Raw genomic sequence first — 24855 nt, forward strand, 5'->3', positions numbered from 1 at the left:
GATCTGCTTTGCTGTCCCCCGCCCGATCCCACCTCACCACGCGGGACGAAGATGCGCGCCGATGTGCAGCAGGTCGCCGACGACACCTATCTGGTGCACGGCAGCAACACCAACTGGGTCATCCTGAAGGACGGTGACGCCGTCACGCTCGTCGACACCGGCTATCCCGGCGACCGGGAGCGGCTGCTCGACTCGCTGGCGCAGGTGGGCAGCGCGCCCGAGGCCGTCGCGGCCGTCCTCATCACCCACGCCCACAACGACCATCTGGGCTCCGCCGAGTATCTGCGCGCCACTTACGGCACGCCGGTGTATCTGCACGACGCCGAAGTCCCGCACGCGCGCCGGGAGTTCCTGCACCAGGTGAACGTCGGCACGGTCCTCGCCAACGGCTGGCGACCGGGCGTGCTGCCGTGGGCGGTGCACGCGCTCAGGGCCGGCGGGACCGTGAAGGTGCCGGTCGCCTCCCCCGCGGCCTTCCCGTCCGACGGCCCGCTGGACCTGCCCGGCCGGCCCGTGCCCGTGCACACGCCCGGCCACACCCTGGGCCACAGCGTCTTCCATCTGCCGGACCGCGGCGCGGTGCTCGGCGGGGACGCCCTGGTGACCGGCCACGCCACCTCCCGCCTGGAGGGGCCGCAAATGCTGCTGGACATGTTCCACCACGAGAGCGCCCGCGCCCTGACCTCGCTGGAGACCATCGGGGCCCTGGACGGCGAACTGCTGCTGCCCGGGCACGGCCCCGCGCACCGCGGCCCGGTCCGGGCGGCCGCGGACCGGGCCCGCGAACACGCCGTGCCAGGGGCCCGTTCCGGCAGGTGAACGGGCCGTTCCGGGACCGGCGGGCTGCGTCTAGGGTCGGGCCATGGCTTTGCACATCAGCGCCACCAACCCGGAGCACCCGGCCCTGCTCCTCGAACTCCCCTGGCACGTGCCGCTGGAGGACTGGCCCGAGGAATACCTCGTGCCGCTGCCGCGCGGTATCTCCCGCCACGTCGTGCGCTACGCCCGCGCCGGTGACGAGGTCGTCGCCGTCAAGGAGCTCGCCGAGCGGCCCGCGCTGCGCGAGTACGAGCTGCTGCGCGACCTGGACCGCCTCGGCATCCCGGCGGTGGACGCGCTCGCGGTGGTCACCGGGCGGGAGGACACCTCCGGTGAGCCGCTGGAGCCGGTGCTGATCACCCGTCACCTCGGCGGATCGATGCCGTACCGCTCGATGTTCGAGACGACGATGCGCCCGGCCACCATGCACCGTCTCATGGACGCCCTCGCGGTGCTGCTGGTCCGGCTGCACCTGGCCGGGTTCGCCTGGGGCGACTGCTCGCTGTCCAACACGCTGTTCCGGCGGGACGCGGGCGCGTACGCCGCCTACCTGGTGGACGCCGAGACCGGCGAACTGCACGCCCGGCTCAGCCCCGGCCAGCGCGACTACGACCTGGATCTTGCGCGCGTCAACATCAGCGGCGAGCTGCTGGACCTGGAGGCGTCGGGGGCGCTGCACCCGTCGGTGGACCCCATCGAGTTCGGCATGGAGATCTGCGCCCGTTACGGCGAGCTGTGGAAGGAGCTGACCCGCGTCTCGGTGTACCCGGCGGGCAAGTACCACTACATCGAGCGCCGTATCCGCCGGCTCAACGACCTCGGTTTCGACGTGGCCGAGATGCAGATCGAGCACTCCTCCAACGGCGACACGGTGACCTTCGTGCCCAAGGTCGTCGACGCCGGCCACCACCAGCGCCAGCTGCTGCGGCTGACCGGCCTGGACACCGAGGAGAACCAGGCGCGGCGGCTGCTGAACGACCTGGAGAGCTGGATGGCGACCCAGGACGACTACGCCCCCGGCGACCCGCTCGCGGCCCGGCCCGAGGTGCTGGCGCACCGGTGGGTGCGCGAGGTGTTCCGGCCGACCGTGCGGGCCGTCCCGCTGGAGCTGCGCGGCACCATGGACGCGGCGGAGATCTACCACCAGCTCCTGGAGCACCGCTGGTTCCTGTCCGAGCGCGCCCAGCACGACATCGGCATCGACACGGCGGTCAAGGACTACGTGGACAACATTCTGCCCAAGGCGAGGGAGACCCTGGAGTCCCCCTCGCACGAGTGAGGCACGGGCGAGGTCAGGCCGGCGGGACCACCGCGACCGGGCAGGGCGCGTGGTGCAGCACGCCGTGGGCGACCGAGCCGATGCGGGCGCCGACGGCGGTGCGGTGGGCGCGCCGCCCGACGACCACCAGCTGCGCCCGGGCGGCCACCGACAGCAGCACCTGACCGGCGCTGCCCATCTCGATGTGCTCGACGACGTGCACATCGGGGAAACGGTCCCGCCACGGCTGCAGCGCCTCGGCCAGCGCCTTGCGCTCGAACGGCTCGGGGCCGCCGGCGTCGTCGAGCAGCTTCAGGGAGCCGGGGCTGTAGGCGAACACCGGCGGCAGCGTCCAGGCGCGCACCGCCCGTACGGTCGCCCCGCGGGCGGCGGCGGTCTCGAAGGCGAAGCCCAGCGCGGCCGCGCTGTCCTCCACCCCGCCCTGCTGCCCCACCACGATCTCGTGCCCGGCGACCTCGGCGGACGCCTTGTCCCCGGCGCGCACCAGCACCACCGGCCGGGCGGCCTCGGCGATCACCTGCTGGCCCACCGAGCCGAGCAGGAACCCGACCACGGGGCCGTGTCCGCGCGAGCCCAGCACCAGCAGCTCGGCCTCGGCGGCCGCGGCCACCAGCAGGTCGACGACGGGCCCCTCGACGGCGTCGGCGGTCACCTCCAGGCCGGGGTGCCGCTCGGCGGCCTTCCGCGCGGCCGTGGACACCGCCTCGCCCGCCCAGCGCGCCTGCGTGTCACGGTCCCCGTCGAGCGCCTCGTGCGGCTCGTACTCCCACCCCTGTACGACCCGCAGCGGCCGCCCCCGCCGTACGGCCTCGCGGGCCGCCCAGGCGAGGGCCGCGAGGCTCTCGTCCGATCCGTCGACGCCTGCCGTGATCGGCCTCGTCATGCCGACCGCCCTCCTTCGTCGCTCATGTGCTGCTGCCCGGTCAGTCTTCACTACGCTGCCTTCATGAGCCTGCAGTGGGAGCAAGTCGTCATGGACGCGGCCGACCCGGTGGCCCTGGGCCGCTGGTGGGCCGAGGCGCTCGGCTGGGAGGTGCTGAACGACTCCTGGGAGGAGTTCGAGATCCGCCCGACCTCAGAAAGTCTTCCCGGAATCATTTTCGAGCCGGTGAAGGAGGGCAAGACCGGCAAGAATCGGCTCCACCTGGACTTCCGCCCCGACGACCAGAGCGCCGAGGTGGAGCGGCTGCTCGCGCTGGGCGCCCGCCACGCGGACGTCGGGCAGGGTGAGCAGCCCTGGGTGGTACTGGCCGATCCGGAAGGGAACGAGTTCTGCGTCCTGCGCGAGAGAAGGCCGTGACGGCCCGCCCATGACCGAGCGGAAGAAGACGATCGAAATTACGATGGGCCGGGAGCCGGCGCGGCGGCGGGGAACCGCGCCGCAGGTACGAGCGCTCGGGGTGGGAGAGGCATGACTGAAGTCGCCGAGGCGGCGCGCACCGTCATCATGACCGTGGACGACGACCCGGGGGTCTCCCGTGCCGTCGCCCGTGATCTCAGACGCCGTTACGGAGGGTCGTACCGGATCGTGCGCGCGGAGTCCGGCGAGTCCGCGCTGGACGCGCTGCGCGAGCTGAAGCTGCGCGGCGATCTGGTGGCGGTGATCCTCGCCGACTACCGCATGCCGCAGATGACGGGCATCGAGTTCCTGGAGCAGGCCCTGGACGTGTACCCGGGCGCCCGGCGGGTGCTGCTGACGGCGTACGCGGACACCAACGCGGCCATCGACGCGATCAACGTGGTCGACCTGGACCACTACCTCCTCAAGCCGTGGGACCCGCCGGAGGAGAAGCTGTACCCGGTCCTGGACGACCTGTTGGAGGCGTGGCGGTCCAGCGACTTCCGGCCGGTGCCCAGCACCAAGGTCGTCGGGCACCGTTTCTCCGCGCGCTCCTCGGAGGTGCGCGAGTTCCTGGCCCGCAACCAGGTGCCGTACCGCTGGTACTCGGCCGACGAGCCCGAGGGCCGGCGGCTGCTGGCCGCGGCGGGCGAGGACGGGCAGCGGCTGCCGCTGGTGGTCACGCCCGACGGCGCGCCGCTGGTCGAGCCCGAGGCGCCCGAACTGGCCGCGCGGGTGGGCCTGGCGACCACGCCGACCGCCGACTTCTACGACCTGGTGGTCATCGGCGGCGGACCCGCCGGTCTCGGCGCGGCCGTCTACGGCGCCTCCGAGGGGCTGCGCACGGTGCTCGTGGAGCGGTCGGCGACCGGCGGGCAGGCCGGGCAGAGCTCCAGGATCGAGAACTACCTCGGCTTCCCCGACGGGGTCTCCGGCGCCCAACTGGCCGAGCGCGCCCGGCGGCAGGCGGTCAAGTTCGGCGCCGAACTGCTCACCGCCCGTGAGGTGACGGGCCTGGAGATCTCCGGCGCGGCACGGACCGTACGGTTCTCCGACGGCTCCTCGGTCTCGGCGCACAGCGTCCTGCTGGCGACCGGCGTGTCCTACCGGCAGCTCGCCGCGCCGGGCCTGACCGAACTGACCGGCAAGGGCGTCTACTACGGCTCCGCGCTGACCGAGGCGCCGTCCTGCCTCGGCCAGGACATCTACATCGTGGGCGGCGCCAACTCGGCCGGGCAGGCGGCGATGTACCTGTCCAAGGGCGCGAAGTCGGTCACGCTGCTGGTGCGCGGGCCCGACCTGTCGGCGTCGATGTCGCACTATCTGATCCAGCAGATCGCGGAGGCGCCCAACATCTCGGTGCGCACCGGCACGGTCGTGGAGGCCGCGCACGGCAGCGACCGGCTGGAGCAGCTCACGCTGCGCGACACCGTCACCGGTGAGACCGAACGGGTCGACGCGCAGTGGATGTTCGTGTTCATCGGCGCCGCCCCGCTGACCGACTGGCTGGAGGGCACGGTGCTGCGTGACGAGCGCGGCTTCATCCTGGCCGGGCCCGACCTGATGACCCCGGACGGGCGGCCGCCCGCGGGCTGGGAGCTGGACCGGCCGCCGTACCACCTGGAGACCAATGTGCCGGGCGTGTTCGTGGCGGGCGACGCGCGCGCGGAGTCCGCGAAGCGTGTCGCGTCCGCCGTCGGAGAGGGAGCCATGGCCGTCATGCTCGTCCACCGCTACCTGGAGCAGTCATGAGCGGACAGCGGATGCCCTGCAGTCCCAAGGAGATCGGCTCGCTGTTCCTGTTCGAGAAGCTGACGTCCGAACAGCTCGGGCGGCTGTGCGCCGAGGGCCGGGTGGAGCTGTTCCAGCCCGGCCACGTCTACTCCGAGGGCGACCCGGCGACCTGCTTCTTCGTGCTGATAGAGGGCGAGGTCGTGCTGTCCCGCAAGGTCGGCGGCGACGACATCGAGGTGGTGCGCAGCTCGCACCCGGGGTCGTACACCGGCGCCATGCAGGCGTACATCGGCGACCGTGTGAAGCAGGTGTACAACAACTCGATGCGGGTGACGCAGCCGACGCGGTTCTTCGTGCTGCCGGCCGACACCTTCGCGGCCGTCATGCGGGAGTGGTTCCCGATGGCGGTGCATCTGCTGGAGGGCGTGTTCTTCGGGTCGAAGAACAGCGCACGGCTCATAGGCCAGCGCGAACGGCTGCTGGCGCTGGGCTCGTTGTCGGCGGGGCTCACGCACGAGCTCAACAACCCCGCCGCGGCGGCCGTACGGGCCACGGCGTCGCTGCGCGAGCGGGTCGCCAAGATGCGGCACAAACTGGCGATCATCTCCTCCGGCCCCTATCCGCCGGAGCAGCTCGCGAGCCTGATCGAGATCCAGGAGCGCACCGCCGAACGCGTCGCCAAGGCGCCCTCGCTCAGCCCGCTGGAGGCCTCCGACCGCGAGGACGAGATCTCCGACTGGCTCGACGACCGCGGCATCACCGACGGCTGGCGGCTGGCCCCGACCTTCGTGCAGGCGGGGCTCGACGTGGACTGGCTGGAGCAGGTGGCCGCGTCGGTCGGCGAGGAGATCCTGGAGGCGGCCGTCGGCTGGCTCAACTACACGGTCGAGACCGAGCTGTTGATGGACGAGATCGAGGACTCGACCAAGCGCATCTCCAGCCTGGTGGACGCCGCCAAGCAGTACTCGCAGCTGGACCGGGCGCCCTACCAGAACTCCGATGTGCACGAACTCCTCGACAGCACCCTGATGATGCTGGCCGGGAAGTTCGGTCCGGACATCAAGGTCGTCAAGGACTACGACCGTTCGCTGCCGAGGATCCCGTCGTATCCGGCGGAGCTGAACCAGGTGTGGACCAACCTGATCGACAACGCGGTCGCGGCGATGAAGAGCGCCGGCGGCCAGGGCACGCTGACCGTGCGGACCGCACTCGACAACGACCATGCGCTGGTGGAGTTCCGCGACACCGGGACCGGCATCCCGGCGGAGATCCGCGACCGGATCTTCGACCCGTTCTTCACCACCAAGCCGGTCGGCGAGGGCACCGGGCTGGGCCTGGACATCTCCTGGCGGATCGTGGTCAACAAGCACCACGGCAGCCTGACGGTGGAGTCCGTGCCGGGCGACACCCGCTTCCAGGTCCTGCTGCCGCTGACCGCCGAGGAGGGCGAGGCGGCGCCCGTGAACATCGAGGACACCGAGACACCCGAGGAGCCGGCGCATGTCCAGTGAGAACGGAATCGACCCGACCGTGCCGCCCAGCGGCAGCGGCTGCGTCGAGTGCGACGCGGCCGGCGGCTGGTGGTTCCATCTGCGCCGCTGCGCCCAGTGCGGGCATGTCGGCTGCTGCGACGACTCGCCGTCCAAGCACGCCAGTGCGCACTACCGGGAGACCGGGCACCGGGTGATCCAGAGCTACGAGCCCGGCGAGGACTGGTTCTGGGACTTCGCCACGGACGAACTGTACGCATCCGGCCCCCAGCTGGCCCCGCCGGTGAGCCACCCGGCGGACCAGCCGGTGCCGGGGCCCGCGGGACGGGTGCCGGCGAACTGGGCGCAGTCGCTGCGCTGAGCACGCCGAAAGCCGTCGCCGGCCGCGTCCCACCGGATGGGACGCGGCCGGGGTGTTGTCGGTGGGGCGTGCCAGGATGGGGGCGTGTCGAACAGCGCCTTCACCGTGACTCCTCTGGTCGGCCGGGAGGAGGAGTTCGCCCGGCTCACCGGGGTGCTGGAGCGTGCCCGCGGGGGTGAGGCGCGTGCGGTGCTGGTGGCCGGTGACGCGGGCGTCGGCAAGACGCGGCTGCTGGACGAGGTGTCGGCGCGGGCCGCGCGTGACGGCGTGACCGTGCTGACGGGGCACTGTGTCGACCTCGGTGACGTGGGGCTGCCGTATCTGCCGTTCACGGAGGTGCTGGGCGCTCTCGCCGCCGACGAGCGGTTCGAGCCGGTCCTCGCCGCGCGGCCCGCGCTGGGGCGGCTGCTGGGCTGCGGTGCGGACAGCGCGCGGGACATGGGCGGACGGCTGTGGCTGTTCGAGGACGTGGCGGGGCTGCTGACGGACCTGGCGCAGACCGCGCCGCTGCTGATCGTCCTGGAGGACCTGCACTGGGCCGACCAGTCCTCCCGGGACCTGCTGCGGTTCCTGCTCAGCCGCGGGGTGCTGCAGCGGCCCGCGGGCGGCGCGCCCGGCAGCCGGCTCGCGCTGCTGGCGTCGTACCGCGCGGACGACCTGCACCGCCGGCATCCGCTGCGGCCGCTGCTGGCGGAGCTGGTCCGGCTGCCGTCGGTGGAGCGGCTGGAGCTGCGGCCCATGGCCGACGCGGAGGTGACCCGGCTGGTCCGAGTGCTCCAGGACGACCAGCAGGGGCCGCTGCCGGAGGCCACGGTCCGCCGGATCGTCGAGCGCGCCGAGGGCAACGCCTTCTACGCGCAGGAGCTGCTCGCGGCGACGGACCCGGGGGCGGGCGGGGTGCCGGACGCGCTGGCCGATGTGCTGCTGATCCGTTTCGAGCAGGTCTCCGACACCACGCAGCAGGTGCTGCGCACGGCCGCGGTCGCCGGACGCCGGGTGGAGCACGGGCTGCTGCGGGAGGCGGCCGGGCTGCCCGAGGAGGCGCTGGAGACGGCGCTGCGCGAGGCCGTGGAGCGCCGGCTGCTGGTCTCCGCCGACGACGACACGTACTCCTTCCGGCACGCGCTCGCGCGCGAGGCGGTGTACGCAGATCTGCTGCCGGGCGAGCGGGCGCGGCTGCACGGGGCGTTCGCCCGGCTGCTGGCCGGTCGCGGACGCTCCGCGGAGACCGCCGCGGAGCGTGCTCACCACTACCGGGAGAGCCATGACCTGCCGGAGGCGCTCACCGCGTCCCTGGAGGCCGCCGACCACGCCAAGCGGCTGGGCGCGCCCGCCGAGGAGCTGCGCCATCTGGAGGCCGCCCTCGATCTGTGGGTGTCGGTGCCGGCCGAGGCGCGGCCGGAGGGCGAGGGGGGCGACCGGATCACCCTGATGCTGCGTGCCTCGGCGGCGGCCGCGCACGCCGGGGAGTCGCATCGCGCGGTCTCCCTTGCGCGGGCCGCGCTCGCGGGCGTCGGCCGGGACGCCGACTCGGAGCTGGCGGCCCGGGTCCGCTACACCCTGGCGGGCAATCTGCTGGACGTCGACAGTCTCACGGCCGCCTACGCCTACAGCAGCGAGGCGCTCGCGCTGATCCCGGCCGATCCGCCGTCGCCGACCTGGGTGTGGGCGGCGGCCACGCATGCGCTGACCGCCCGGCAGGTCGGGAAGGCGGAGATCGCCCAGCGGGTGGCGCAGCAGGCGCTGAAGGCCGCCGAGGCCCTGGACCTCACCGATGCGCGGGCCGATCTGCTGGTCTCGCTCGCCTACTTCGACGGCCGCCGCAGCCCGGAGGGCCGGGCCCGGCTTCTTGAGGCGCGGGAGCTGGCCCGGGGTTCGGGCAATGCTCCGGTGGAGCTGCGTGCCCTGTTCCATCTGGCCATCGGCGCCTTCGAGGCGGGCGCGCTCGAGGAGTGCCTGCCCTGGCTGGACGAGGGGCTCGACCGGGCGCGCGGCGCCGGGCTGCTGTCGTCGCCGTATCCGCTGGAGATGCGCTATCTGCGGCTGATGGCGCTGTACTCGGTGGGCCGTTGGGACGACTGCGTCCGCGCGGCGGAGCAGGACACCGGAGTGCTGCCGGCCGCGGGCGCGTTCACGGTGGGGCCCGCGCTGTTCGTGCGGCTCGCGCGCGGGGACGCGTCGGTCGTGGAGCGGGCCGAGGAGCTGCTGCGGGGGCCGTTCGAGTGGATGTCGGTGCTCGTCGCAGGGATCGTCCTGACGGACGCGGCCGCGCAGCGCGGGGACGCCGAGGGCTCGGTGGCGCGGATGCGGTCGTTGGTGGAGACCCTCAAGGACGACTCGGGCACCCTCCCGGACGTCACCGTACGGCTGGCCGCGCTCGCCCTGTCCGCGGTCGCCGACGCGGCGGTGGCGAGCCGCGCGTCGGGCGACGAGCCGGCGGCCCGGCGCTGGACGGACACGGCGGCCGAACTCGTCGGCCTGGCACGGCAGTCCGCCGGACGCGGTGTAAACGGCCGACGGCAGGGCCCCGAGGGACTGGCCTGGCTGGCCCGGGCCGAGGCGGAGTGCATACGGGCGCAGCGTGGCCTCGACCCGGAGGCCTGGGCGGCCGCGGTGAACGCGTTCGACTACGGGGACCCCTATGAACAGGCCCGCGCGCGGGTGCCGTTCGCGGAGGCCCTGCTGGCGGCCGACCGTCGCGAGGAGGCGGCCGCCGAGGCGAAGGCGGCCCGCGAGACGGCCGCCCGGCTCGGCGCCACGCCCCTGCTGGAGCGTGTCGACGCCCTTCTGCGCCGCGCCCGCCTCGCCGATCCGGCGCCTGCGGGCAGCAGCGGCCCCGCCCGTCTGACGGCCCGCGAACAGGACGTGCTGCGCCTGCTCGCGCTCGGCCGCAGCAACCGCCAGATCGGCGAGGAACTGTTCATCACCGGCAAGACCGCCAGCGTCCACGTCTCCAACATCCTCGCCAAGCTCGGCGCCGCGAGCCGCACCGAGGCGGTGGCGATCGCCTACCGGGAGGGCCTGATCACAGGGGAGCGCACGGGCTGACGGCCGCAGTACGGCGGGGCGGGGGCAGTGCGCCCGCGGGGACGAGGGCGAGGCGGCTGCAGGGCGACCACGTCGGCGTGCGGCAGGACGACCACGAGGCGGCGAAGGGACGGACGCCGGGACGGCGAAGGCGCCCCGGAGGTTGGTCCTCCGGGGCGCCCTGTGGGTGCTGGTCGGCGTCAGCGGGTGGGTGTGTTGGCCACCCGGACGTTGACGGCAGCCCAGGCGCGGCTGACCGCCTTGTACTCGACGCTGCCCGAGCCGTAGATGTCCCTGGCCGCCTTCATCGTCGCGATGCGCGCGTCGTGGAAGTCGGTCGTGGAGACCATGTAGCGGGTCAGGGCCCGGTAGAAGATGGCGAGCGCCTTGGCGCGGCCGATGCCCTTGACGGGCAGGCCGTCGATGGTCGGCGAGTCGTAGGTGACGCTGCCGATGGTCTTGCGGCCGCTGCCCTCGGCGAGCAGGTAGAAGGCGTGCGAGGAGACGCCGGAGCCGGCGTGCACCTCGGCGTCGTAGACGGCCGGCGACCAGTAGTCGATGGCGCCTTCCAGCACGTCGAGGGACGGCTTGTCGAGGCGGCGCAGGAACTTCTGGGACAGGCCGAGCTTCTCGCCCATGAGGTAGTTCGGCGGGTTCTTGGCGTTCTTCGCCTGGAACTCGACGCCGGAGCCGAAGATATCGGCGAGCGACTCGTTGAGGGAGCCGGCCTCGCCGTACTGGTTGCCCTGCCCGTCGACCCGGGTGGGCTCCAGGCGGGCGGTGGCGTCCACGACGCCGTGGCTCAGCTCGTGGCCGGTGACGTCGAGGACGACGAGCGGCTTCTTGAACAGGTCGCCGTCCCCGTCGCCGTACAGCATGCAGCCGCAGTACGGGTCCCAGAAGGCGTTGCCGACCTTGTTGCCGAAGTGGACGATCGCGCGGGCGCCCTTGGAGTCGTTCTTGATGCCCTTGCGGTTGAACCGCTCCTTGTAGAAGTCCAGCGTCTCGGCGACGCCGTACTGGGCGTCGACGGCGGCGGTGGCCCGGTTGGAGACGGTGCCGTTGCCCCAGATGTTGGTGCTGGTGGTGAACCGCTTGGTCTGGGAGAAGGCGGTCGGCTCCAGGCCCCGCGCGTCGCGGGTCTCGGTGCCCCAGCGCTTGGGGTCCTTCAGCACGTACGTCGTGGCCGCGGTACGCGTGGTGGAGAGCTGGACCTGGCCGGCGAACAGCGACTTGCCGGTGCCGGTGGCGGGCGCCGGGTAACTGGCGGCCGCGGTCGCGCCGGTGAGACGGGGCGTGGCGGGGGCGAGGCCCGTCGCGGGGTCGAGGCGCTCGCCGCGGGCGCGCAGGGTGCGCACCAGCTTCGGTGACAGGAACTCGTCGGCGTCGGGCGTGTTGCTGAGGATCTCGCCGGTGACTGCGTCGACGACGACCGTGCTGGTGCCGGTGCCCTCGGCGGTGTCGCTGCCGGTGACCTGGACCTGGTAGGCGAGGGTCGCGTCGCCGTCACGGGCGTCCACGACGAGTTCGGCGGCGCCGGCGGTGCCGTCCGCGGCAGCGGCGGCCTTGGCCCGGGCCTCGCCGGCGGTGAGCTCGGCGCGGATGGTGTCCGGGCGGACGGCGTGGTCGGCGGCGCGGGTCACGCCCGCGTAGGCCAGCTCGTCGGTGAGGTGGACGACGAGGTCGCCGCCGAGGACCGGCATGCCGTTGTGGGTGCGGACGAACCGGACGTGCCGGGCGCCCTCCGGGTCGGTCAGCACGTCCTGCGGCTGCAGTTCGTCGCCGCGGACGACACCGGTCGCGCCGGCGTGGGCGAAGGCGGCGGCGCGGGCCGCGTCGACGACCGAGGGCGAGGCGCTGTTCGCGAATGCCGTGCCGGTGAGGCCCGTGGCGGCCGACGTCACGGCGACGGCGACCGCCAGGCCGCGTATGTGGGGTCTACGCACTGTTGTGGCTTCCTTAGTGCCAGGGGCGGCCCTACTGGCCCGGTAAGGCAGGTTCGGCCGCCAACTGTGTGTCGCCTGTGGAGATGTGACGGGATGCGAGAAAGTTGCCCCGCCTGGATGTGACCGATCTCGCACGCAAAACCCCCATCTCGTGCGCAGACATGACCAACCCCCCAGGCAGGAGAGGGAGCGGAGCCGGATGGTGAAGAACACGGTGAGCAGGACCGCCGTACTCGGCGCGGTGGTGCTGTCCTTCCTGGCGGTGCCGGCCCCCGCGACGGCGGTATCGGCCCACGCCGCATCGGCCCAGGACGTCCAGCAGAGCGTGGCGGCACCCGACCTCGCGGGGCTGCGCAGCGTGCTGAGCACCGCGCGACGGCAGGGCGCGCCCGGCGCGATGGCGCGCGTCGACGACCACGGGGTCGTGCACCGGGTGTCCTCCGGCGTCGCCGACCGCGGAACCGGGCGGACCATCACCACCAACGACCGGTTCCGCATCGGCAGCGTCACCAAGGTCTTCTCCGCCGTGGTGCTGCTCCAGCTCGTCGACGAGGGCCGGCTGAAGCTGGACGCGCCCGTCAACCGCTATCTTCCGGGCCTGCTGCCCGACGACCGCATCACGGTCCGGCATGTGCTCAGCCACCGCAGCGGGCTGTACGACTACACCAACGACATGTTCGCCAAGACCGTGCCCGGCTTCGAGGCGGTCCGCACCAAGGTCTTCACCTACCGGCAGTTGGTCGACCGCTCGCTGAGCCGGCCGCGCACGGGCGCGCCGGGGGCGGCGTACGCGTACTCCAACACCAACTTCGTCGTCGCGGGCATGCTGATCGAGAAGCTCACCGGGAAGAACGTGGCGAGCGCGTACCGCACCCGGATCATCGAGCCGCTGAAGCTGCGCAACACCTTCTACGTGCACCCTGACACGGCTCTGCCGGGCCGCTACGCGCGCGGCTATCTCACTCCCGACCAGGCGGGCGCGAGGCTCGTCGACTCCACCCGGCAGACGGTGTCCTGGGCGCAGAGCGCCGGGGCGCTGATCTCCTCGGCCCAGGACCTGAACACCTTCACCTCGGCCGTCATGCGCGGCAAGCTCACCTCCGCCGCGATGCTGAAGCAGATGACCAGATGGACCCCGGTGAACAGCACCCAGGCGTACGGCCTCGGACTGCGGCGCCGCACTCTGTCCTGCGGGATCTCGGTGTACGGCCACACGGGCGCGGTCCAGGGCTACTACACCTACGCCTTCACCTCCAAGGACGGCAGGCGCAGCCTCGCCGCTCTGGCCAACACCTCCAACAACGGCAAGGTGCTCGACACGATGCTGGGCACGCTGGAGTCGGCGTTCTGCGGGAAGACCACGGCCAAGCGCGCGGCCGTGCCGGCCGAGCGGCAGCAGGACGCCGCGCAGGGGGCGGGGCCGGGGCTCATCGACGAGGGCTGACCGATGGCCTGACCCGGCCCGACCGGGGACCGGCCTGCTCGGCGCGGGCCGGCCCGACCGGGGACCGGACCGGCCTGCTCGACGCGCGGGCCGACCCGACCGGGGACCGGCCTGCTCGACGCGCGCCCGCCCGGCGTGTCGCGGGAACCCCGGGCGGGGCCAGGCCGTTGTGCGGTCGAGAGCCACGGCCGGGCGATGGTGTCCCCGGTCACGACAGCGGGGGGGGGCGGAATGAGCGAGTTGGTCCCCGGGGGCAATGTGCCCCTGCCGCAGGGTGTGCTGACCGTGCGGGTGCCCGGGCCGTTCGACGTGTGCGCGCTGATCACGGACGACGGCGGCCGGGTGCGCGACGACGCCGACTTCGTGTTCTTCAACCAGCCGTCCGCGCCGGGCGCCCGCCTCGCCGGTGACACCCTCACCGTCGACCCGGGAGCCCTGCGTGCCGGGGCCACCCGGGTCACCGTGGCCGTCAGCCCGGCCGAGCCCGGTACGCCCCTGAGCCGCCTCCCCTCCCCCGCCCTCCAGGTCACCGCTCCGGGCGGTCGCCTCCTCGCCCGCTTCTCCCCGCCCCGCCCCCACGACGAGACCGTCCTGCTCCTGGCCGAGCTCTACCGCCGCGGCCCCACCTGGAAGCTCCGCGCCCTCGGCCAGGGCTACACCGAGGGCCTGGCGGGTCTGGCCCGGGACTTCGGCGTCGAGGTGACGGACGAGGGGGCGAGCACCTCGGCGGGAAACGGTCCGTCGCCGGATGCCCCCTCATGGCTGGCCCCCGTCAACGCCGCCCGGGCGCAGGCCGGTTCACCCTCCGTCGCGTTCGACCCCCGTCTCGCCGCCGCCGCGCAGGCGCATGCCGCCGCGATGGCCGCCGCGGGGCGGCTCGGGGTCGAGGGGCGGGACGGCGTCTCGGTCTATCAGCGGCTGACCCGGACCGGATTCGCGTATGTGCGCGTCGGCGAGCATCTGGTGTCCGGGCCGCGCACCCCGCAGGAGTTCCTGGACCACTGCATGAGCAACGCGCAGGCCCGGCGCACCCTTCAGGACTCCGCGTTCACCCACGCCGGGCTCGGCCGGGCCGACGTGTTCTGGACGGCGCTGTGGGCCCGGCCGCTCGGGCCCGGGGATCTGGCCCGTACGGAGGCGGAGGTGGTGGCGCTGACCAACATCGAGCGCGCCACGGCCGGGCTGCCGCCACTCGCCGCGGACCCGCTGTTGACCAGGGCCGCGCAGGCGCACAGCGCGGACATGGTGGCCCGGGACTTCTACGCGCACACCGCGCCGGACGGCAGCAGACCCTGGGACCGGGCCGCCGCCGCGGGGGCCGCCCGGCGGTCCATAGGCGAGAACATCGCCTGCGGCCAGCGCTCCCCGGCCGAGGTGGTCACGGGCTGGATGAACAGCCCCGGCCACCGCGCGAACATCCTTCAGCCGGACTTCACCCACATAGGCATCGGCTTCGCGGGCGGCGGCCGGGCGGGCACGTACTGGACACAGCTGTTCGGCGCGTGAGCGACCCGGGACCCGAGTACACGGAAAGGTGAGTTCTTGATCAGCATCACGGACATCGAGGCCGCGGCCGAGCGCATCGCCGGGCACATCGTCCGCACCCCCACCGTGCCCAGCCCGGGGCTGAGCGCGCTGCTCGGCGTGCCGGTCACGGCGAAGCTGGAACTGCTCCAGCACACGGGCTCGTTCAAGGTCCGCGGCGCCACGGCCAAGCTGCTGTCGCTCACGGACGCCGAGCGCGCGGCCGGTGTGGTGGCGGTCAGCGGCGGCAACCACGGCATCGCGTTCGCGGTGACGGCCGCGGCCTTCCATGTGAAGGCCACGCTGGTGATGCCTCGTTCGGCGCCGGCCCGCGCGGTGCGGATCGCCGAGGCGGCGGGGGCGTCGGTGCGGCTGACCGACACCATGGACGAGGCGTTCGCGCTGATGGACCGGCTGCGCGACGAGGGCATGACGCTGGTGCACCCCTTCGACGACCCGCTGGTCGTCGCGGGTCAGGGCACGGTGGGTCTTGAGCTGGCCGAGGACGCGGACGAGCTGACGGATGTGCTGGTCAGCATCGGCGGTGGCGGCCTGATCGCCGGTGTGGCGGCGGCCCTGAAGGCGCGCCGTCCGGGTGTGCGGGTGTGGGGCGTGGAGACGGAGGGCGCCGAGGCGATGTCGGTGGCGCTGGCGGCGGGCGGGCCGAGGCCGGTGCCGCTGTCGTCGATCGTGAGCACGCTGAGCGCCCCGTCGGTGAGCGAACTGACCTACGAGCATGTGGCGTCCCTGGTCACCGAGGTGCTGGTGGTCCCCGACCGGGAGGCGGTCCGCGGCTGTCTGGACCTCGCCGAGCACGCCAAGGTGTGGGCCGAGCCGGCGGCCGGCTGTCTGCTGCCGGCGGCACGCCGGATGCGGGAGCGGGTCGGCGACGGGGCCCGGCTCGGGCTTGTGGTGTGCGGAGGCAATGTGTCGGCCGCGGACATGGCCGACTGGACGGCCCGCTTCGGCCTGGACAGCACGGAGGACTCCGCCTGACGGCCTCTTCCGCCCACCTCTCCTGACGTCAAGTCAGCGTTGCCGTCGCCGTTGAACGCACGGCCTCTCACTCGCCGTACCACTGGGAAACCGACAATCCGGGTCCAGCGAGGGAATGACCATGGTCGAGCCGCACCTCTCCACGGAAGAGCTGATCGCCGGCCGGTACCGGCCCCTGGAGGTCGTGCAGCAGGAGACGAACCGCGTCGGCTGGTACGGCGAGGACGTCGAGACGGGCCGCCCCTGTCTGCTGACGCGGGTGGGGCTGCCCGAGGGCGGTCTGGACGCGCGGGCCGCGCGGCGGGCGGTGAGCCGGGTGATGCACGCCGCGGAGACCATGCGGACGTTGTGCCCGGACCGGGTCCCGGCGGTGCTCGACGCGGTGACGGACGCGGACGCCCTGTGGACGGTCACGGAGTGGGTGGGCGGCACCCCGCTCGGGGAACTCCTGGCCCAGCGGGGCGCGTTCAACTATGTGCGGGCGGCGCGGATCGGGCTTGAGCTGCTCGACGTGCTGGACGCGGCGCATACGGCGGGCCTCACGCACGGCGAGCTGAGCCCCGGGCAGGTGTTCGTGCCGGAGCGCGGCCCGGCCGTCGTGGGCGGGTTCGGGCTGGCGGGCGCGACGCTCGCACCGCGGCTCACGGCACCGTCGTACGCCTCGCCCGAGCAGGCGCGCGACGAGCGGATCGGTCCGGCGGCGGATCTGTGGGCGCTGGGCGCGATCCTCTACACGATGGTCGAGGGCCGCCCGCCGTTCCGGGAGCGCGGCCGGCCCGAGGCCACGCTGAAGGGCGTGGACCGGCTGCCGCTGCGCGCCCCCGTGCGGGCCGGTCCGCTCGCCCGGGCCGTGCAGGGGCTGCTGCGCAAGGAGTCCCGTGACCGGCTGCCCCGGCCGGTGGTGCGCGAGGCCCTGACCCGGGTGCTGTCGGCGGATGCCGCGACGGCGCCGGTGCCCCGGCCGCGGGTGCGGCACCCCTACGCCGCCACGGTGTGCCGCTCGGTCTCGGGCCGTGGCGGACGCATGCTCGCCGTCGGGACGGCCCTCGCCGTGGTCACGGTGACGGTCGCGGTGCTCGCGGCGACGGGTACGTTCCCCGGCTCGGGCACCTCGGCGTCCGACCGCCGCGCGGCACCTCGTACGTCCGCACCCGTGGCCGCGCCCGCGACACCGGCCACGCCCGCCACGCCCTCGGCACCGGCCACGCCCGCGACGCCGACACGCACGGCCGCGCCGACCGCCTCCCCGACAGCGACAGGGCTGCCGGACGGCTTTCGTACGTACAGCTCCCCGGAGGGCTTCTCCGTCGCCCTGCCCGACGGCTGGCGCCCGCTGGACACGACCCGCGTGGACGACCTGGCCTATCGCGTGGTGCTCGGCGCCTCCGGCGACCCGCGCACGCTCACCGTCACCTACAGCGCGCGCGTCGGCCCGGACCCGGTCGCCGTCTGGCGCGGGGTGGAGCAGGACCTGCGCCGGGCGGGCGGCTTCCGCCGGGTCGGGGCGATCGCGGCACGGACGTACCAGGGCCGCAGGGCCGCCGACATGCAGTGGCTCAGCACGGCGGGCGGCCTGCGTCTGCGGACCCTCGGCCGGGGCTTCCTCCTCGGTGACGGCCGCGGCTACTCACTGCGCTGGACGACCCCGGCGGCCGACTGGTCGGACGCCGGGAACCGCGCGGCGCTGGCCGCCTTCCTACGGACCTTCAGGCAGGCGGACCCGGCGTGAGCGGCGCCCGCAGCCGTCCCAGCGGCGGCCGGTGCAGCGGGGCGTGACGCCAGCGGGCGGTGAAAGTGCGGTCCGGGAGCGAGCAGGTCAGCACCAGCCGGTGCGGGGTCTCCAGGAACAGCGTCTCCACGACGAGCGTGTCCGGGTCGGTCCAGCCACCGCTCACCGCGACGGGCAGCGGCTCCTCGGCGACGGCCCAGCCGCCGGTGCCCAGAGCCAGCCCGAGCCGGTGGCCGTTCTCGCCGAGGGTGACCGTCCAGCCGTCCGCGCCGGGGGTCACCTCGACGCCGCTCAGCCCGGGCTGGTCGGCGCAGACACCGCCGTACGGGCTGAAGGACGCGCCCGCCCAGGCCTCGGGCCGCTCCGGCGGGGCGGCCTTGCCGGTCGCGGGCGGCAGCGCCAGCCGGGCGAGCCGGTCCGCGAGGGCGGCGTCCTGGGCACCGGGCAGCGGGGCGGGACGGAAGGCCGGCAGCAGGTGCTTCCATACGTGGTTCAGCAGGGTCTGCATCTCCTCCGTGGCCGCGGTCGTCACGACCACGGCGTCCTGCTCGGGGAGCACCAGGCAGAACTGGCCGAACGCGCCGTCCCCGCGGAAGCCGTTGCGGGAGCGCCAGAACTGGATGCCGTAGCCCTGGTCCCAGTCCTGCCGGTCGGTGCCGCCCATGGCGCCCCCGGTCGGCACATGCGCGCGGCTCGCCTCGGCGACCCACCCCTCGGGCAGCAGCCGCCGCCCCTGCCAGACGCCGTCGCGCAGATACAGTTCGCCGAACCGGGCGACGTCCTCCGTGGTCAGGTGCAGTCCGCTGAAGCCGAGTTCGCGGCCCGTCCCGTCGCGCAGCCAGGCCGCCTCGCCGATGCCGAGCGGGTCGAACAGCCGGGGGCGCAGGTACTCGGTGAGCGGTTGCCCGGTGACCTTCTGGAGGATCGCGGCGAGGGTGTAGGTGGTGGGCTGGTTGTAGGCGAAGACGGTGCCGGGGTCGCGCTGCGGCGGCTGGAGCAGGAAGCCGCGCACCGGTTCGGCGGGGTCGGTGCCGTAGGCGTCGTCGACCGTCTCGGCGAGATGGCCGCTGGACATGGTCGCCACATGCCGGATCAGCATGGCCCGGCTGCGCGGGTCGGTGATGTCGGCCTCGAACTCGGGGAAATGGGTGAGCACCGGCTCGTCCAGACCGATCAGTCCGTCGTCGAGCGCGAACGCGGCGGCCGTCGCGGTGAAGCTCTTGCTCAGTGAATACAGCAGATGGCGGCGCTCGGGCGCGTACGGCGCCCACCAGCCGGCGGCCACGACATGGCCGTGGCGCAGCACCATCAGACTGTGCATCTCGATGTCGGGCTCGGCCTCCAGGGCGTCGAGGAGGGCGAGGACGCCGGCGGCGTCGACGCCCTGGGCGGCCGGGGTGGCGGCGGGCAGGGGGCACACGGTCATGGGGACATCCTGACCGGATTCGGCGTGAAAGTTCGAGAGGTCATGCGCGCCTTATCGCCACGGCGAGGGATGGCAAAGCACGGCCAACCGGTGCATATAGGCTTCCTCTCTGCATCTGTAGCCCTTCCTAGGAGACCGTCCGTGACCCTGGCGACCCCCTCGCTCGACCCGGCCCCCGCCTCCCCCGCGCCGCTCGCCGACCTCGTGGCCCGTGACGCGCGCGAGTTCGGCGCGTACGCGCGCACCGGCGGCTGGGCCTTCGGACTGATGGTGGCGCGCAGCGTACGGCCGGGCGGCCAGGGTGCGCAGGAGACGCCGAAGGTGTCGGCGAAGGAGTTCGCCGAGCTGGCCGGGTGCTCCGCGGAGCGGGTCATGCGCTACTACAAGGCCTGGGACCGGGCCGCCGACGACGGGATGGTCCCGCACTTCGAGGCGCTCACGCCCGGGCAGGAGATCGAACTGCCGGACGCGGACGTGTGGTTGAGCTACTACGTGGCCCGTTCCAGCGCGACCTCCGAGCGGGGCACCGCCATCGCGGAGGCCGCCGAGGCCGAGGGCATCCGTCCGACGAAGGCGCTGGAGGTCGCCGAGAACCCGACCGCGCTGCGCGCCGCGATCCTCGCCGACCCCTCCACCGCCCGCGCGGCCCGCCAGGCGCTGCTCGACCGGGTGCGCGAGGACCCGGAGCTCCAGGCCGAGCTGGCGCGGGACGTCGTACGCACGGACGAGCTGAAGAAGGCCGTCGCCGGTGAGAGCCGGGCCGCCGACCGGATCGGCTACGTCCGGCAGATCGCCGAGTCCGGCCAGATCCGCACCCCGGCCGGGCAGACCGTCGACGCGCCGCTGGACGTACGGCAGGAGGCCGAGCGGCATCTGTCGCTGATCGACGAGCTGGAGGCGGACGAGGACGCCGGCGAGTGGGCGAGCGAGGCCTACGACTCGATGAAGTCGCTGGTCGCCGACGCCGTGGAGGCCGATCCCGAGCTGCGGGTGCGGGAGCGGCGGACGAAGTTCTACAGCAGTCTGCAGAAGGCGACGAAGGCGTTCGAGGAGCTGACCTTCGACGACGCGCAGGACTTCTACGAGGACGACATGGTGCAGCGGCTGGAGGAGCTCCAGCAGGCCATCGGCAGCTGTCTGACGGCGCTGCGCGGAGCCCGTGAGGAGGGCTCCGGGGAGTAACGTCCCAGCGGCCGGCGGCGGTTGAGTACGCGTACTCATGTCGTCGCCGGACGGCCGCCGCCACGATGGTGCTCCCACGAAGAGGAGCCCGCCCATGCCCGCGACGTCCGCGCCGACCGCCCTGTCCGCCCAGTCCACCGCCCGCGCCGCGCGCCGGGTGCCGCCCCTGCTGTTCGCCGGGGTGGCGGTGGCCGGGCTCGCCGTGTCGGCCTGGGCGCCGCAGGACCGCATGACGTGGTTCCTGGAGACGGTCTGGGTGATCGTCGGCCTGCCGCTGATCGCCCTGACCTGGCGGCGCTTCCCGCTGACGGGGCTGCTGTGCGGGCTGCTCACGGTGCACGCGCTGGTGCTGTCGCTGGGCGGGCACTACACGTACGCCGAGGTGCCGCTCGGTGACTGGGTGCGCGACACGTTCGGCCTGGAGCGCAATCCGTACGACAGGTTCGGGCATCTGATGCAGGGCTTCGTGCCGGCGATTCTGGTGCGGGAGCTGCTCGGCCGGACCTCGCCGTTGCGGGGCAGCCGGTGGCTGGCGCCGCTGACGGTGTGCGCGTGTCTGGCCTTCAGCGCGGTCTTCGAGATGTTCGAGTGGGCGGCGGCCGTGATCGGCGGTCACTCGGCGGACGCGTTCCTCGCCACGCAGGGCGATGTGTGGGACACCCAGTGGGACATGTTCTGCGCGCTGATCGGGGCCACGGTGGCGCTGCTCGCGCTCAGCCGGGTGCACGACCGGCAGCTCAGCCGCCTCTGACGTCGTCGGCGCTCACCGGGAGGTGTGGCGGTGGCGCGTCCACATCGGGATCCCGAACCAGCACAGGACGTACCAGGCGACGACGGCCGTGACCAGATAGGGCACGAAGCCGTTGTGGGTCGCCACCCTCAGGATGAGCAGCAGGGACGCGGTCATGGTGGCGAGCAGCAGCACCAGCCCGAGCAGCGTCAGCTTGGAGGCCACCCGCACCGCCTGCGGTTTCACCCGCCGGCCGGAGACGAGCCGGTGCAGCGAGACGGGGCCGATGAGAGCGCCGGTGGCGCAGGCGCCGAGGACGACGGTGACGATGTAGATCGTCTGGTCGGTGTCCGACAGCCGCCTGTAGGTCGGGGTGAAGACGACGGTCAGCAGGAAGCCGAACAGGATCTGCACGCCCATCTGGGCCACGCGGACCTCTTGGATGAGCTCGCCCCACATCCGGTCCGCGCGCTCCTCCGGTGTCTCGTCACGCCCCGTCCGTTTCGCCGCCTCCGCTGTCATGAGCACTCGGGTATCCGCACGGCGGTCCCTCCAAACGGGCACGTCACCCGACGGCCCGCCGCAGCCCGGTCACTTGCGGGACTCCAGCCTCCTTGCGTGCACGCCGCGTGCCAGCCTCGGTCCGAGCCAGCGCTTGAGGCGGCGCAGCGGCTCCAGCTGTCCGGCCGCCCGGTCCAGCCGGTAGTACAGCTGGGGCGGGACGTACGGCAGCAGCGGTGAGTGGCGCTGACCGAGCAGGGCGAACATGCGCTCGGGCGGGAGGTGGATGTAGCGGGGCAGGTTCTCGTACCACTGGGCGCTGTAGCGGGCCGCGCTCTGCACGGACAGCAGGGCCTGCTTGCGGTCGCGCTCGTAGGCGGCGAGGGCGTCGGGCAGCGCGGGGTGCTCGCGCAGGGCGGCGGCCAGGGCGATGGCGTCCTCCAGGGCGAGGGTGGTCCCCGCGCCGATGGAGTAGTGCGTGGTGTGGGCGGCGTCGCCGAGCAGGACGAGGTTGTCGCGGTGCCAGGTGCGGTTGGTGAGGGTGCGGAAGTTCAGCCACTGGGCGCCGCCGTCGGACCGGTCGCGGCCGATGAGGGGGTGGCCGTCGAGGACGTCCGCGAAGAGCTTCTCCAGCAGGGCGAGCCCGTCGGCCTCGGTCGCCCGGTCCAGGCCCAGTCCGGTCCAGGTCTCGGGGGAGCATTCCACGACGCAGGTGCTGTGGGTGTCGCTGTAGCCGTAGCCGTACGCCCAGATCCAGCCGTGGTCGGTCTCGACGAAGGCGAAGGTGAAGGCGTCGAAGACCTTGGTGGTGCCGAGCCAGATGTAGGAGTTGCGGCCGACGGCCACCTCCGTGCCGAAGTGGTCGGCGTGCCGGGTGCGCAGGGCGCTGCGGACGCCGTCGGCGGCCACCACCAGGTCGGCGTCCGCGACGGCCCGCGCGTCGGTGACCTCGTGCTCGTGGTGGAGCCGCACGCCGAGGGAGCGGGCCCGGGCGGCGAGGATCTCCAGCAGCCGGTGGCGGCCGATGCCGTGGCCCTGGTCGCCGCGGTGGCGGGTGGTGAGGTCGCGGACGTGGGCCACGCCGTCGCTCCAGCGCACCGAGGCCGCGTCGACGGCCCGGGCGGACTCGGGGTCGTGGGCGTGGAGGCGGTCGAGGAGCCCCTGCCAGTAGGTGACGCCCCAGCCGTAGGTGGAGCCCTCGGGATCGCGCTCGTGGACGGTGATGTCGTGGGCGGGATCCTGGAGCTTCAGCAGGATCGACAGATACAGGCCGGCGGGCCCGCCTCCGACGATGGCGACCTTCACGCGCACCCCTGGTCATGACTCAGAGCGGTTGATGTGCGACGCAGGGTAGCAGTGACCGGGATCGCAAAAGGCACCACTTTGCCGGAGTGCTGCGAGCTGGGGGAGGACGATCGCGGAGAGCCGCCCACCCGCCCCCCGCACCTTCGCCGATCAGGCCTCGGCGGTGCGGCACTCCGGGTGGCCCCAGCCGGAGGCGTTCTTGGCGATGGACTCGCCTGCCGCGTAGGAACGGCCGCAGACGCCGCAGCGGCCGGGGAACTTGGCCTTGAGCGTGCGGGAGGAGCCGCCGCTCCGGGCTGCCGGCTTACGCCGCGGGGCCTTCGCCGGGGCGTCCGGCGCGGGCGGCGGCACCGGGGAGCCGAGGGCGCTGCCCGCGCTCTCCTGGGCGCTCGCGGCCTGGCTGGCGGCCCGGTCGGCGAAGTCGTTGAGCCGGTCGCCGTCGACCTGGTGGGCGGGGACGTAGCGGAACTCGACCTCGCGGCCGGTGAGCAGTTCGTCGATGCGGACGACGAGGTCCTGGTTGGCGACCGGCTTGCCGGCGGCCGTCTTCCAGCCGTTGCGCTTCCAGTTGGGCAGCCAGGCGGTGACGGCCTTCATCGCGTACTGCGAGTCCATGCGGATCTCGATGGGCACGGCCGGGTCGGTCGCGGCCAGCAGCCGCTCCAGCGCGGTGAGTTCCGCGACGTTGTTGGTGGCCTTGCCGAGCGGCCCGGCCTCCCAGCGGTCGGGGGTCTCCGTCGCGTCGGCGACGACCCAGGCCCAGCCGGCCGGCCCCGGGTTTCCCTTCGAAGCCCCGTCGCACGCGGCCACAACACGTTCACGCATGCGTCCGATCATGCCATGGGCGTCAGGGGCCTCTTTTCCTGCCTCTCAGGTGACGTCGGTGGTCTGCGGCATCTCGCCCGCCTTCGTCGTGACGTCGATCACCGAGAAGTTCGCGCCCTGCGGGTCGCTGAGTGCCGCGAACCGGCCGAAGGGCGTGTCCATCGGGCCGAAGCGCAGCGTGCCGCCCCGCTCGGTGGCCTTCTCGACGGCCCCGTCGCAGTCGGGGACGGTGAAGTACACGTTGATGTACGCCGGCACCTCGGGCGGGAACTCCTCGGTCATCTTCATCCGGCCGAGGACCGTGGTGCCGCCCAGGTCGAACATGCGGAAGTCGACCGCGTCGTCCTGCATCTGCTTGGCGCTGTAGCCGAAGACTGCGGGGAAGAAGGCGTCGGACTTCTCGGGTTCGCGGGTGAAGACCTCCGCCCAGCAGAACGCGCCGGGCTGCTCGGGCGGCGCCTCGAAGCCGACGTGCACGCCTGCCTGCCAGACGCCGAAGACGACCCCGCTCGGGTCGCGGCCCAGCACCATCGTGCCGAAGTCGCCGACCTGCATCGGCTCCATCAGCACCTCGCCGCCGTGGTCGCGGACCTTCCGCGCGGTCGCGGCCGCGTCCGGCGAGGCGAAGTACAGGCACCACTGCGAGGTGCCCTCCTGGCCGGGCATCGGCGGCACGACGGCGGCGACGGCCTTGCCGCCCGCGTAGGCCTGGGTGTAGTTGCCGTACTCGGACGACGCCTCACCGAAGGTCCAGCCGAGGACGTCGCCGTAGAAGCTCTTGGCCCCCTCCAGATCGGTGAACATCGCGTCCGCCCAACAGGGGGTGCCCTCAGGTAGTGCGGCCATGATCGGCCCTCTCGGATCGGGGACGGGTCCGCTTCCTCACGCTAGCCATGGCGGGGCGAGCCCGCGCGCCGAGAGCGCCGGACGGGAGGGGCACGCAGGGACGGGCGCGGATCGTAGCTGGACGAGGTCGGTGCGCTGTCAGGCCGGGCCGGCGCGCCACAGGGCGTGCGGGAGCGCCGCACCGGCGCGCGGAACGGTCGCACGCCGGGTGTGACCAACTTCCGGAATGTTTGCCACCGGTTGCGCGCGCACCCGCCCCCTTTACGCCGTATCCGACTTTCGTCACTCCTGTTTCTCTTGTTGCCGAACATGACCTTGGTCTCCCATGCCCGTCCATCTCCCGGGAGGGAAT

General features: G+C 73.2%; 20 protein-coding genes. 13 read left to right on the forward strand and 7 right to left on the reverse strand.

Going from position 1 to position 24855, the window contains the following annotated elements; genetic code table 11:
* Window positions 1-51 precede the first annotated feature (51 nt).
* The gene (locus tag ACIQ6Y_RS16260) at window positions 52-819 is read left to right on the forward strand and encodes an MBL fold metallo-hydrolase (RefSeq protein ID WP_404038476.1); all 768 of its coding nucleotides are present in this window, start codon (window positions 52-54) and stop codon (window positions 817-819) included.
* A 43-nt stretch (window positions 820-862) separates the two neighbouring features.
* Window positions 863-2098, forward strand: a complete 1236-nt coding sequence (locus ACIQ6Y_RS16265) for a DUF4032 domain-containing protein (protein ID WP_404038479.1) — start codon at window positions 863-865, stop codon at window positions 2096-2098.
* 13 nt (window positions 2099-2111) lie between these two features.
* Here ACIQ6Y_RS16265 and ACIQ6Y_RS16270 read toward each other — a convergent pair whose 3' ends face one another.
* The gene (locus ACIQ6Y_RS16270; RefSeq protein WP_404038481.1) at window positions 2112-2981 is read right to left on the reverse strand and encodes a universal stress protein; all 870 of its coding nucleotides are present in this window, start codon (window positions 2979-2981) and stop codon (window positions 2112-2114) included.
* Window positions 2982-3044: 63 nt separating this feature from the next.
* Here ACIQ6Y_RS16270 and ACIQ6Y_RS16275 point away from each other — a divergent pair, with 63 nt between their 5' ends.
* The 5 genes from ACIQ6Y_RS16275 to ACIQ6Y_RS16295 all read left to right on the forward strand — a co-directional run bounded on the left by ACIQ6Y_RS16275 (window position 3045) and on the right by ACIQ6Y_RS16295 (window position 10070).
* Window positions 3045-3398 (forward strand): VOC family protein, encoded by a 354-nt coding sequence (locus tag ACIQ6Y_RS16275; protein ID WP_404038484.1) that lies wholly within the window; start codon window positions 3045-3047, stop codon window positions 3396-3398.
* A 111-nt stretch (window positions 3399-3509) separates the two neighbouring features.
* The gene (locus ACIQ6Y_RS16280; protein ID WP_404038486.1) at window positions 3510-5189 is read left to right on the forward strand and encodes an FAD-dependent oxidoreductase; all 1680 of its coding nucleotides are present in this window, start codon (window positions 3510-3512) and stop codon (window positions 5187-5189) included.
* The gene (locus tag ACIQ6Y_RS16285) at window positions 5186-6682 is read left to right on the forward strand and encodes an ATP-binding protein (RefSeq protein ID WP_404038489.1); all 1497 of its coding nucleotides are present in this window, start codon (window positions 5186-5188) and stop codon (window positions 6680-6682) included. The genes ACIQ6Y_RS16280 and ACIQ6Y_RS16285 overlap by 4 nt, the downstream gene beginning before the upstream one ends.
* On the forward strand, window positions 6672-7022 hold the full coding sequence (locus tag ACIQ6Y_RS16290; protein WP_404038490.1) for a UBP-type zinc finger domain-containing protein: 351 nt from the start codon (window positions 6672-6674) through the stop codon (window positions 7020-7022). Before ACIQ6Y_RS16285 ends, ACIQ6Y_RS16290 begins: the two co-directional genes overlap by 11 nt.
* Before the next feature lie 36 nt (window positions 7023-7058).
* Window positions 7059-10070: an AAA family ATPase gene (locus ACIQ6Y_RS16295; RefSeq protein ID WP_404038493.1), complete on the forward strand. Its 3012-nt coding sequence runs from the start codon at window positions 7059-7061 to the stop codon at window positions 10068-10070.
* A gap of 179 nt (window positions 10071-10249) precedes the next feature.
* Here the strand turns inward: ACIQ6Y_RS16295 and ACIQ6Y_RS16300 are convergent, their stop codons facing one another.
* Window positions 10250-11995 carry a M4 family metallopeptidase gene (locus tag ACIQ6Y_RS16300; protein WP_404038496.1) on the reverse strand — a complete coding sequence of 582 codons (1746 nt, stop codon included), beginning with the start codon at window positions 11993-11995 and terminating at the stop codon, window positions 10250-10252.
* 199 nt (window positions 11996-12194) lie between these two features.
* Between ACIQ6Y_RS16300 and ACIQ6Y_RS16305 the strand changes: the two genes are divergently transcribed.
* From ACIQ6Y_RS16305 to ACIQ6Y_RS16320, 4 genes are all read left to right on the forward strand, one after another.
* Entirely contained in the window at window positions 12195-13439 is a 1245-nt protein-coding gene (locus tag ACIQ6Y_RS16305) for a serine hydrolase domain-containing protein (RefSeq protein ID WP_404038498.1), read from the forward strand.
* 231 nt (window positions 13440-13670) lie between these two features.
* Window positions 13671-14945 carry a CAP domain-containing protein gene (locus tag ACIQ6Y_RS16310; RefSeq protein WP_404038501.1) on the forward strand — a complete coding sequence of 425 codons (1275 nt, stop codon included), beginning with the start codon at window positions 13671-13673 and terminating at the stop codon, window positions 14943-14945.
* Between the two features lie 36 nt (window positions 14946-14981).
* Window positions 14982-15959 (forward strand): threonine/serine dehydratase, encoded by a 978-nt coding sequence (locus ACIQ6Y_RS16315; RefSeq protein WP_404038504.1) that lies wholly within the window; start codon window positions 14982-14984, stop codon window positions 15957-15959.
* A 115-nt stretch (window positions 15960-16074) separates the two neighbouring features.
* Window positions 16075-17688 carry a protein kinase gene (locus tag ACIQ6Y_RS16320; protein ID WP_404038507.1) on the forward strand — a complete coding sequence of 538 codons (1614 nt, stop codon included), beginning with the start codon at window positions 16075-16077 and terminating at the stop codon, window positions 17686-17688.
* Here the strand turns inward: ACIQ6Y_RS16320 and ACIQ6Y_RS16325 are convergent.
* Window positions 17666-19114, reverse strand: a complete 1449-nt coding sequence (locus ACIQ6Y_RS16325; protein ID WP_404038510.1) for a serine hydrolase domain-containing protein — start codon at window positions 19112-19114, stop codon at window positions 17666-17668. The two genes, ACIQ6Y_RS16320 and ACIQ6Y_RS16325, sit on opposite strands and share 23 nt — an antisense overlap.
* A gap of 141 nt (window positions 19115-19255) precedes the next feature.
* On the opposite strand from ACIQ6Y_RS16325, the gene ACIQ6Y_RS16330 reads away from it, so the two are divergent.
* Together ACIQ6Y_RS16330 and ACIQ6Y_RS16335 are read left to right on the forward strand one after the other, a co-directional pair.
* On the forward strand, window positions 19256-20296 hold the full coding sequence (locus ACIQ6Y_RS16330; protein WP_404038513.1) for a hypothetical protein: 1041 nt from the start codon (window positions 19256-19258) through the stop codon (window positions 20294-20296).
* A 94-nt stretch (window positions 20297-20390) separates the two neighbouring features.
* Window positions 20391-21047, forward strand: coding sequence for a DUF2238 domain-containing protein (locus ACIQ6Y_RS16335; RefSeq protein WP_404038516.1), 657 nt, complete (start codon window positions 20391-20393; stop codon window positions 21045-21047).
* A 12-nt stretch (window positions 21048-21059) separates the two neighbouring features.
* On the opposite strand, the gene ACIQ6Y_RS16340 is transcribed toward ACIQ6Y_RS16335, so the two are convergent.
* From ACIQ6Y_RS16340 to ACIQ6Y_RS16355, 4 genes are all read right to left on the reverse strand, one after another.
* Entirely contained in the window at window positions 21060-21548 is a 489-nt protein-coding gene (locus ACIQ6Y_RS16340; protein WP_404038519.1) for a DUF6328 family protein, read from the reverse strand.
* Window positions 21549-21617: 69 nt separating this feature from the next.
* The gene (locus tag ACIQ6Y_RS16345; protein ID WP_404038522.1) at window positions 21618-22832 is read right to left on the reverse strand and encodes an FAD-dependent monooxygenase; all 1215 of its coding nucleotides are present in this window, start codon (window positions 22830-22832) and stop codon (window positions 21618-21620) included.
* Between the two features lie 150 nt (window positions 22833-22982).
* A complete protein-coding gene (locus ACIQ6Y_RS16350) occupies window positions 22983-23669 on the reverse strand; it encodes a ribonuclease H (RefSeq protein WP_404038525.1) in 687 nt (228 codons plus the stop codon).
* Between the two features lie 33 nt (window positions 23670-23702).
* Complete coding sequence (locus ACIQ6Y_RS16355; RefSeq protein ID WP_404038528.1) at window positions 23703-24503, reverse strand: VOC family protein; 801 nt, start codon at window positions 24501-24503, stop codon at window positions 23703-23705.
* Between the last annotated feature and the right edge of the window lie 352 nt (window positions 24504-24855).

It is taken from the genome of Streptomyces sp. NPDC096205, assembly GCF_044763135.1.
GTDB lineage: Bacteria > Actinomycetota > Actinomycetes > Streptomycetales > Streptomycetaceae > Streptomyces.

Excerpts from the sequence above, each read along its gene's own strand:
- ACIQ6Y_RS16270 (WP_404038481.1), bottom strand. The coding sequence starts at position 2,981 with ATGACGAGGCCGATCACGGCAGGCGTCGACGGATCGGACGAGAGCCTC.
- ACIQ6Y_RS16325 (WP_404038510.1), bottom strand. The coding sequence starts at position 19,114 with ATGACCGTGTGCCCCCTGCCCGCCGCCACCCCGGCCGCCCAGGGCGTC.
- ACIQ6Y_RS16260 (WP_404038476.1), top strand. The coding sequence starts at position 52 with ATGCGCGCCGATGTGCAGCAGGTCGCCGACGACACCTATCTGGTGCAC.
- ACIQ6Y_RS16295 (WP_404038493.1), top strand. The coding sequence starts at position 7,059 with ATGGGACGCGGCCGGGGTGTTGTCGGTGGGGCGTGCCAGGATGGGGGC.
- ACIQ6Y_RS16290 (WP_404038490.1), top strand. The coding sequence starts at position 6,672 with ATGTCCAGTGAGAACGGAATCGACCCGACCGTGCCGCCCAGCGGCAGC.
- ACIQ6Y_RS16275 (WP_404038484.1), top strand. The coding sequence starts at position 3,045 with ATGAGCCTGCAGTGGGAGCAAGTCGTCATGGACGCGGCCGACCCGGTG.
- ACIQ6Y_RS16305 (WP_404038498.1), top strand. The coding sequence starts at position 12,195 with ATGGTGAAGAACACGGTGAGCAGGACCGCCGTACTCGGCGCGGTGGTG.
- ACIQ6Y_RS16355 (WP_404038528.1), bottom strand. The coding sequence starts at position 24,503 with ATGGCCGCACTACCTGAGGGCACCCCCTGTTGGGCGGACGCGATGTTC.
- ACIQ6Y_RS16350 (WP_404038525.1), bottom strand. The coding sequence starts at position 23,669 with ATGATCGGACGCATGCGTGAACGTGTTGTGGCCGCGTGCGACGGGGCT.
- ACIQ6Y_RS16340 (WP_404038519.1), bottom strand. The coding sequence starts at position 21,548 with ATGACAGCGGAGGCGGCGAAACGGACGGGGCGTGACGAGACACCGGAG.
- ACIQ6Y_RS16265 (WP_404038479.1), top strand. The coding sequence starts at position 863 with ATGGCTTTGCACATCAGCGCCACCAACCCGGAGCACCCGGCCCTGCTC.
- ACIQ6Y_RS16285 (WP_404038489.1), top strand. The coding sequence starts at position 5,186 with ATGAGCGGACAGCGGATGCCCTGCAGTCCCAAGGAGATCGGCTCGCTG.
- ACIQ6Y_RS16310 (WP_404038501.1), top strand. The coding sequence starts at position 13,671 with ATGAGCGAGTTGGTCCCCGGGGGCAATGTGCCCCTGCCGCAGGGTGTG.
- ACIQ6Y_RS16320 (WP_404038507.1), top strand. The coding sequence starts at position 16,075 with ATGACCATGGTCGAGCCGCACCTCTCCACGGAAGAGCTGATCGCCGGC.
- ACIQ6Y_RS16280 (WP_404038486.1), top strand. The coding sequence starts at position 3,510 with ATGACTGAAGTCGCCGAGGCGGCGCGCACCGTCATCATGACCGTGGAC.
- ACIQ6Y_RS16335 (WP_404038516.1), top strand. The coding sequence starts at position 20,391 with ATGCCCGCGACGTCCGCGCCGACCGCCCTGTCCGCCCAGTCCACCGCC.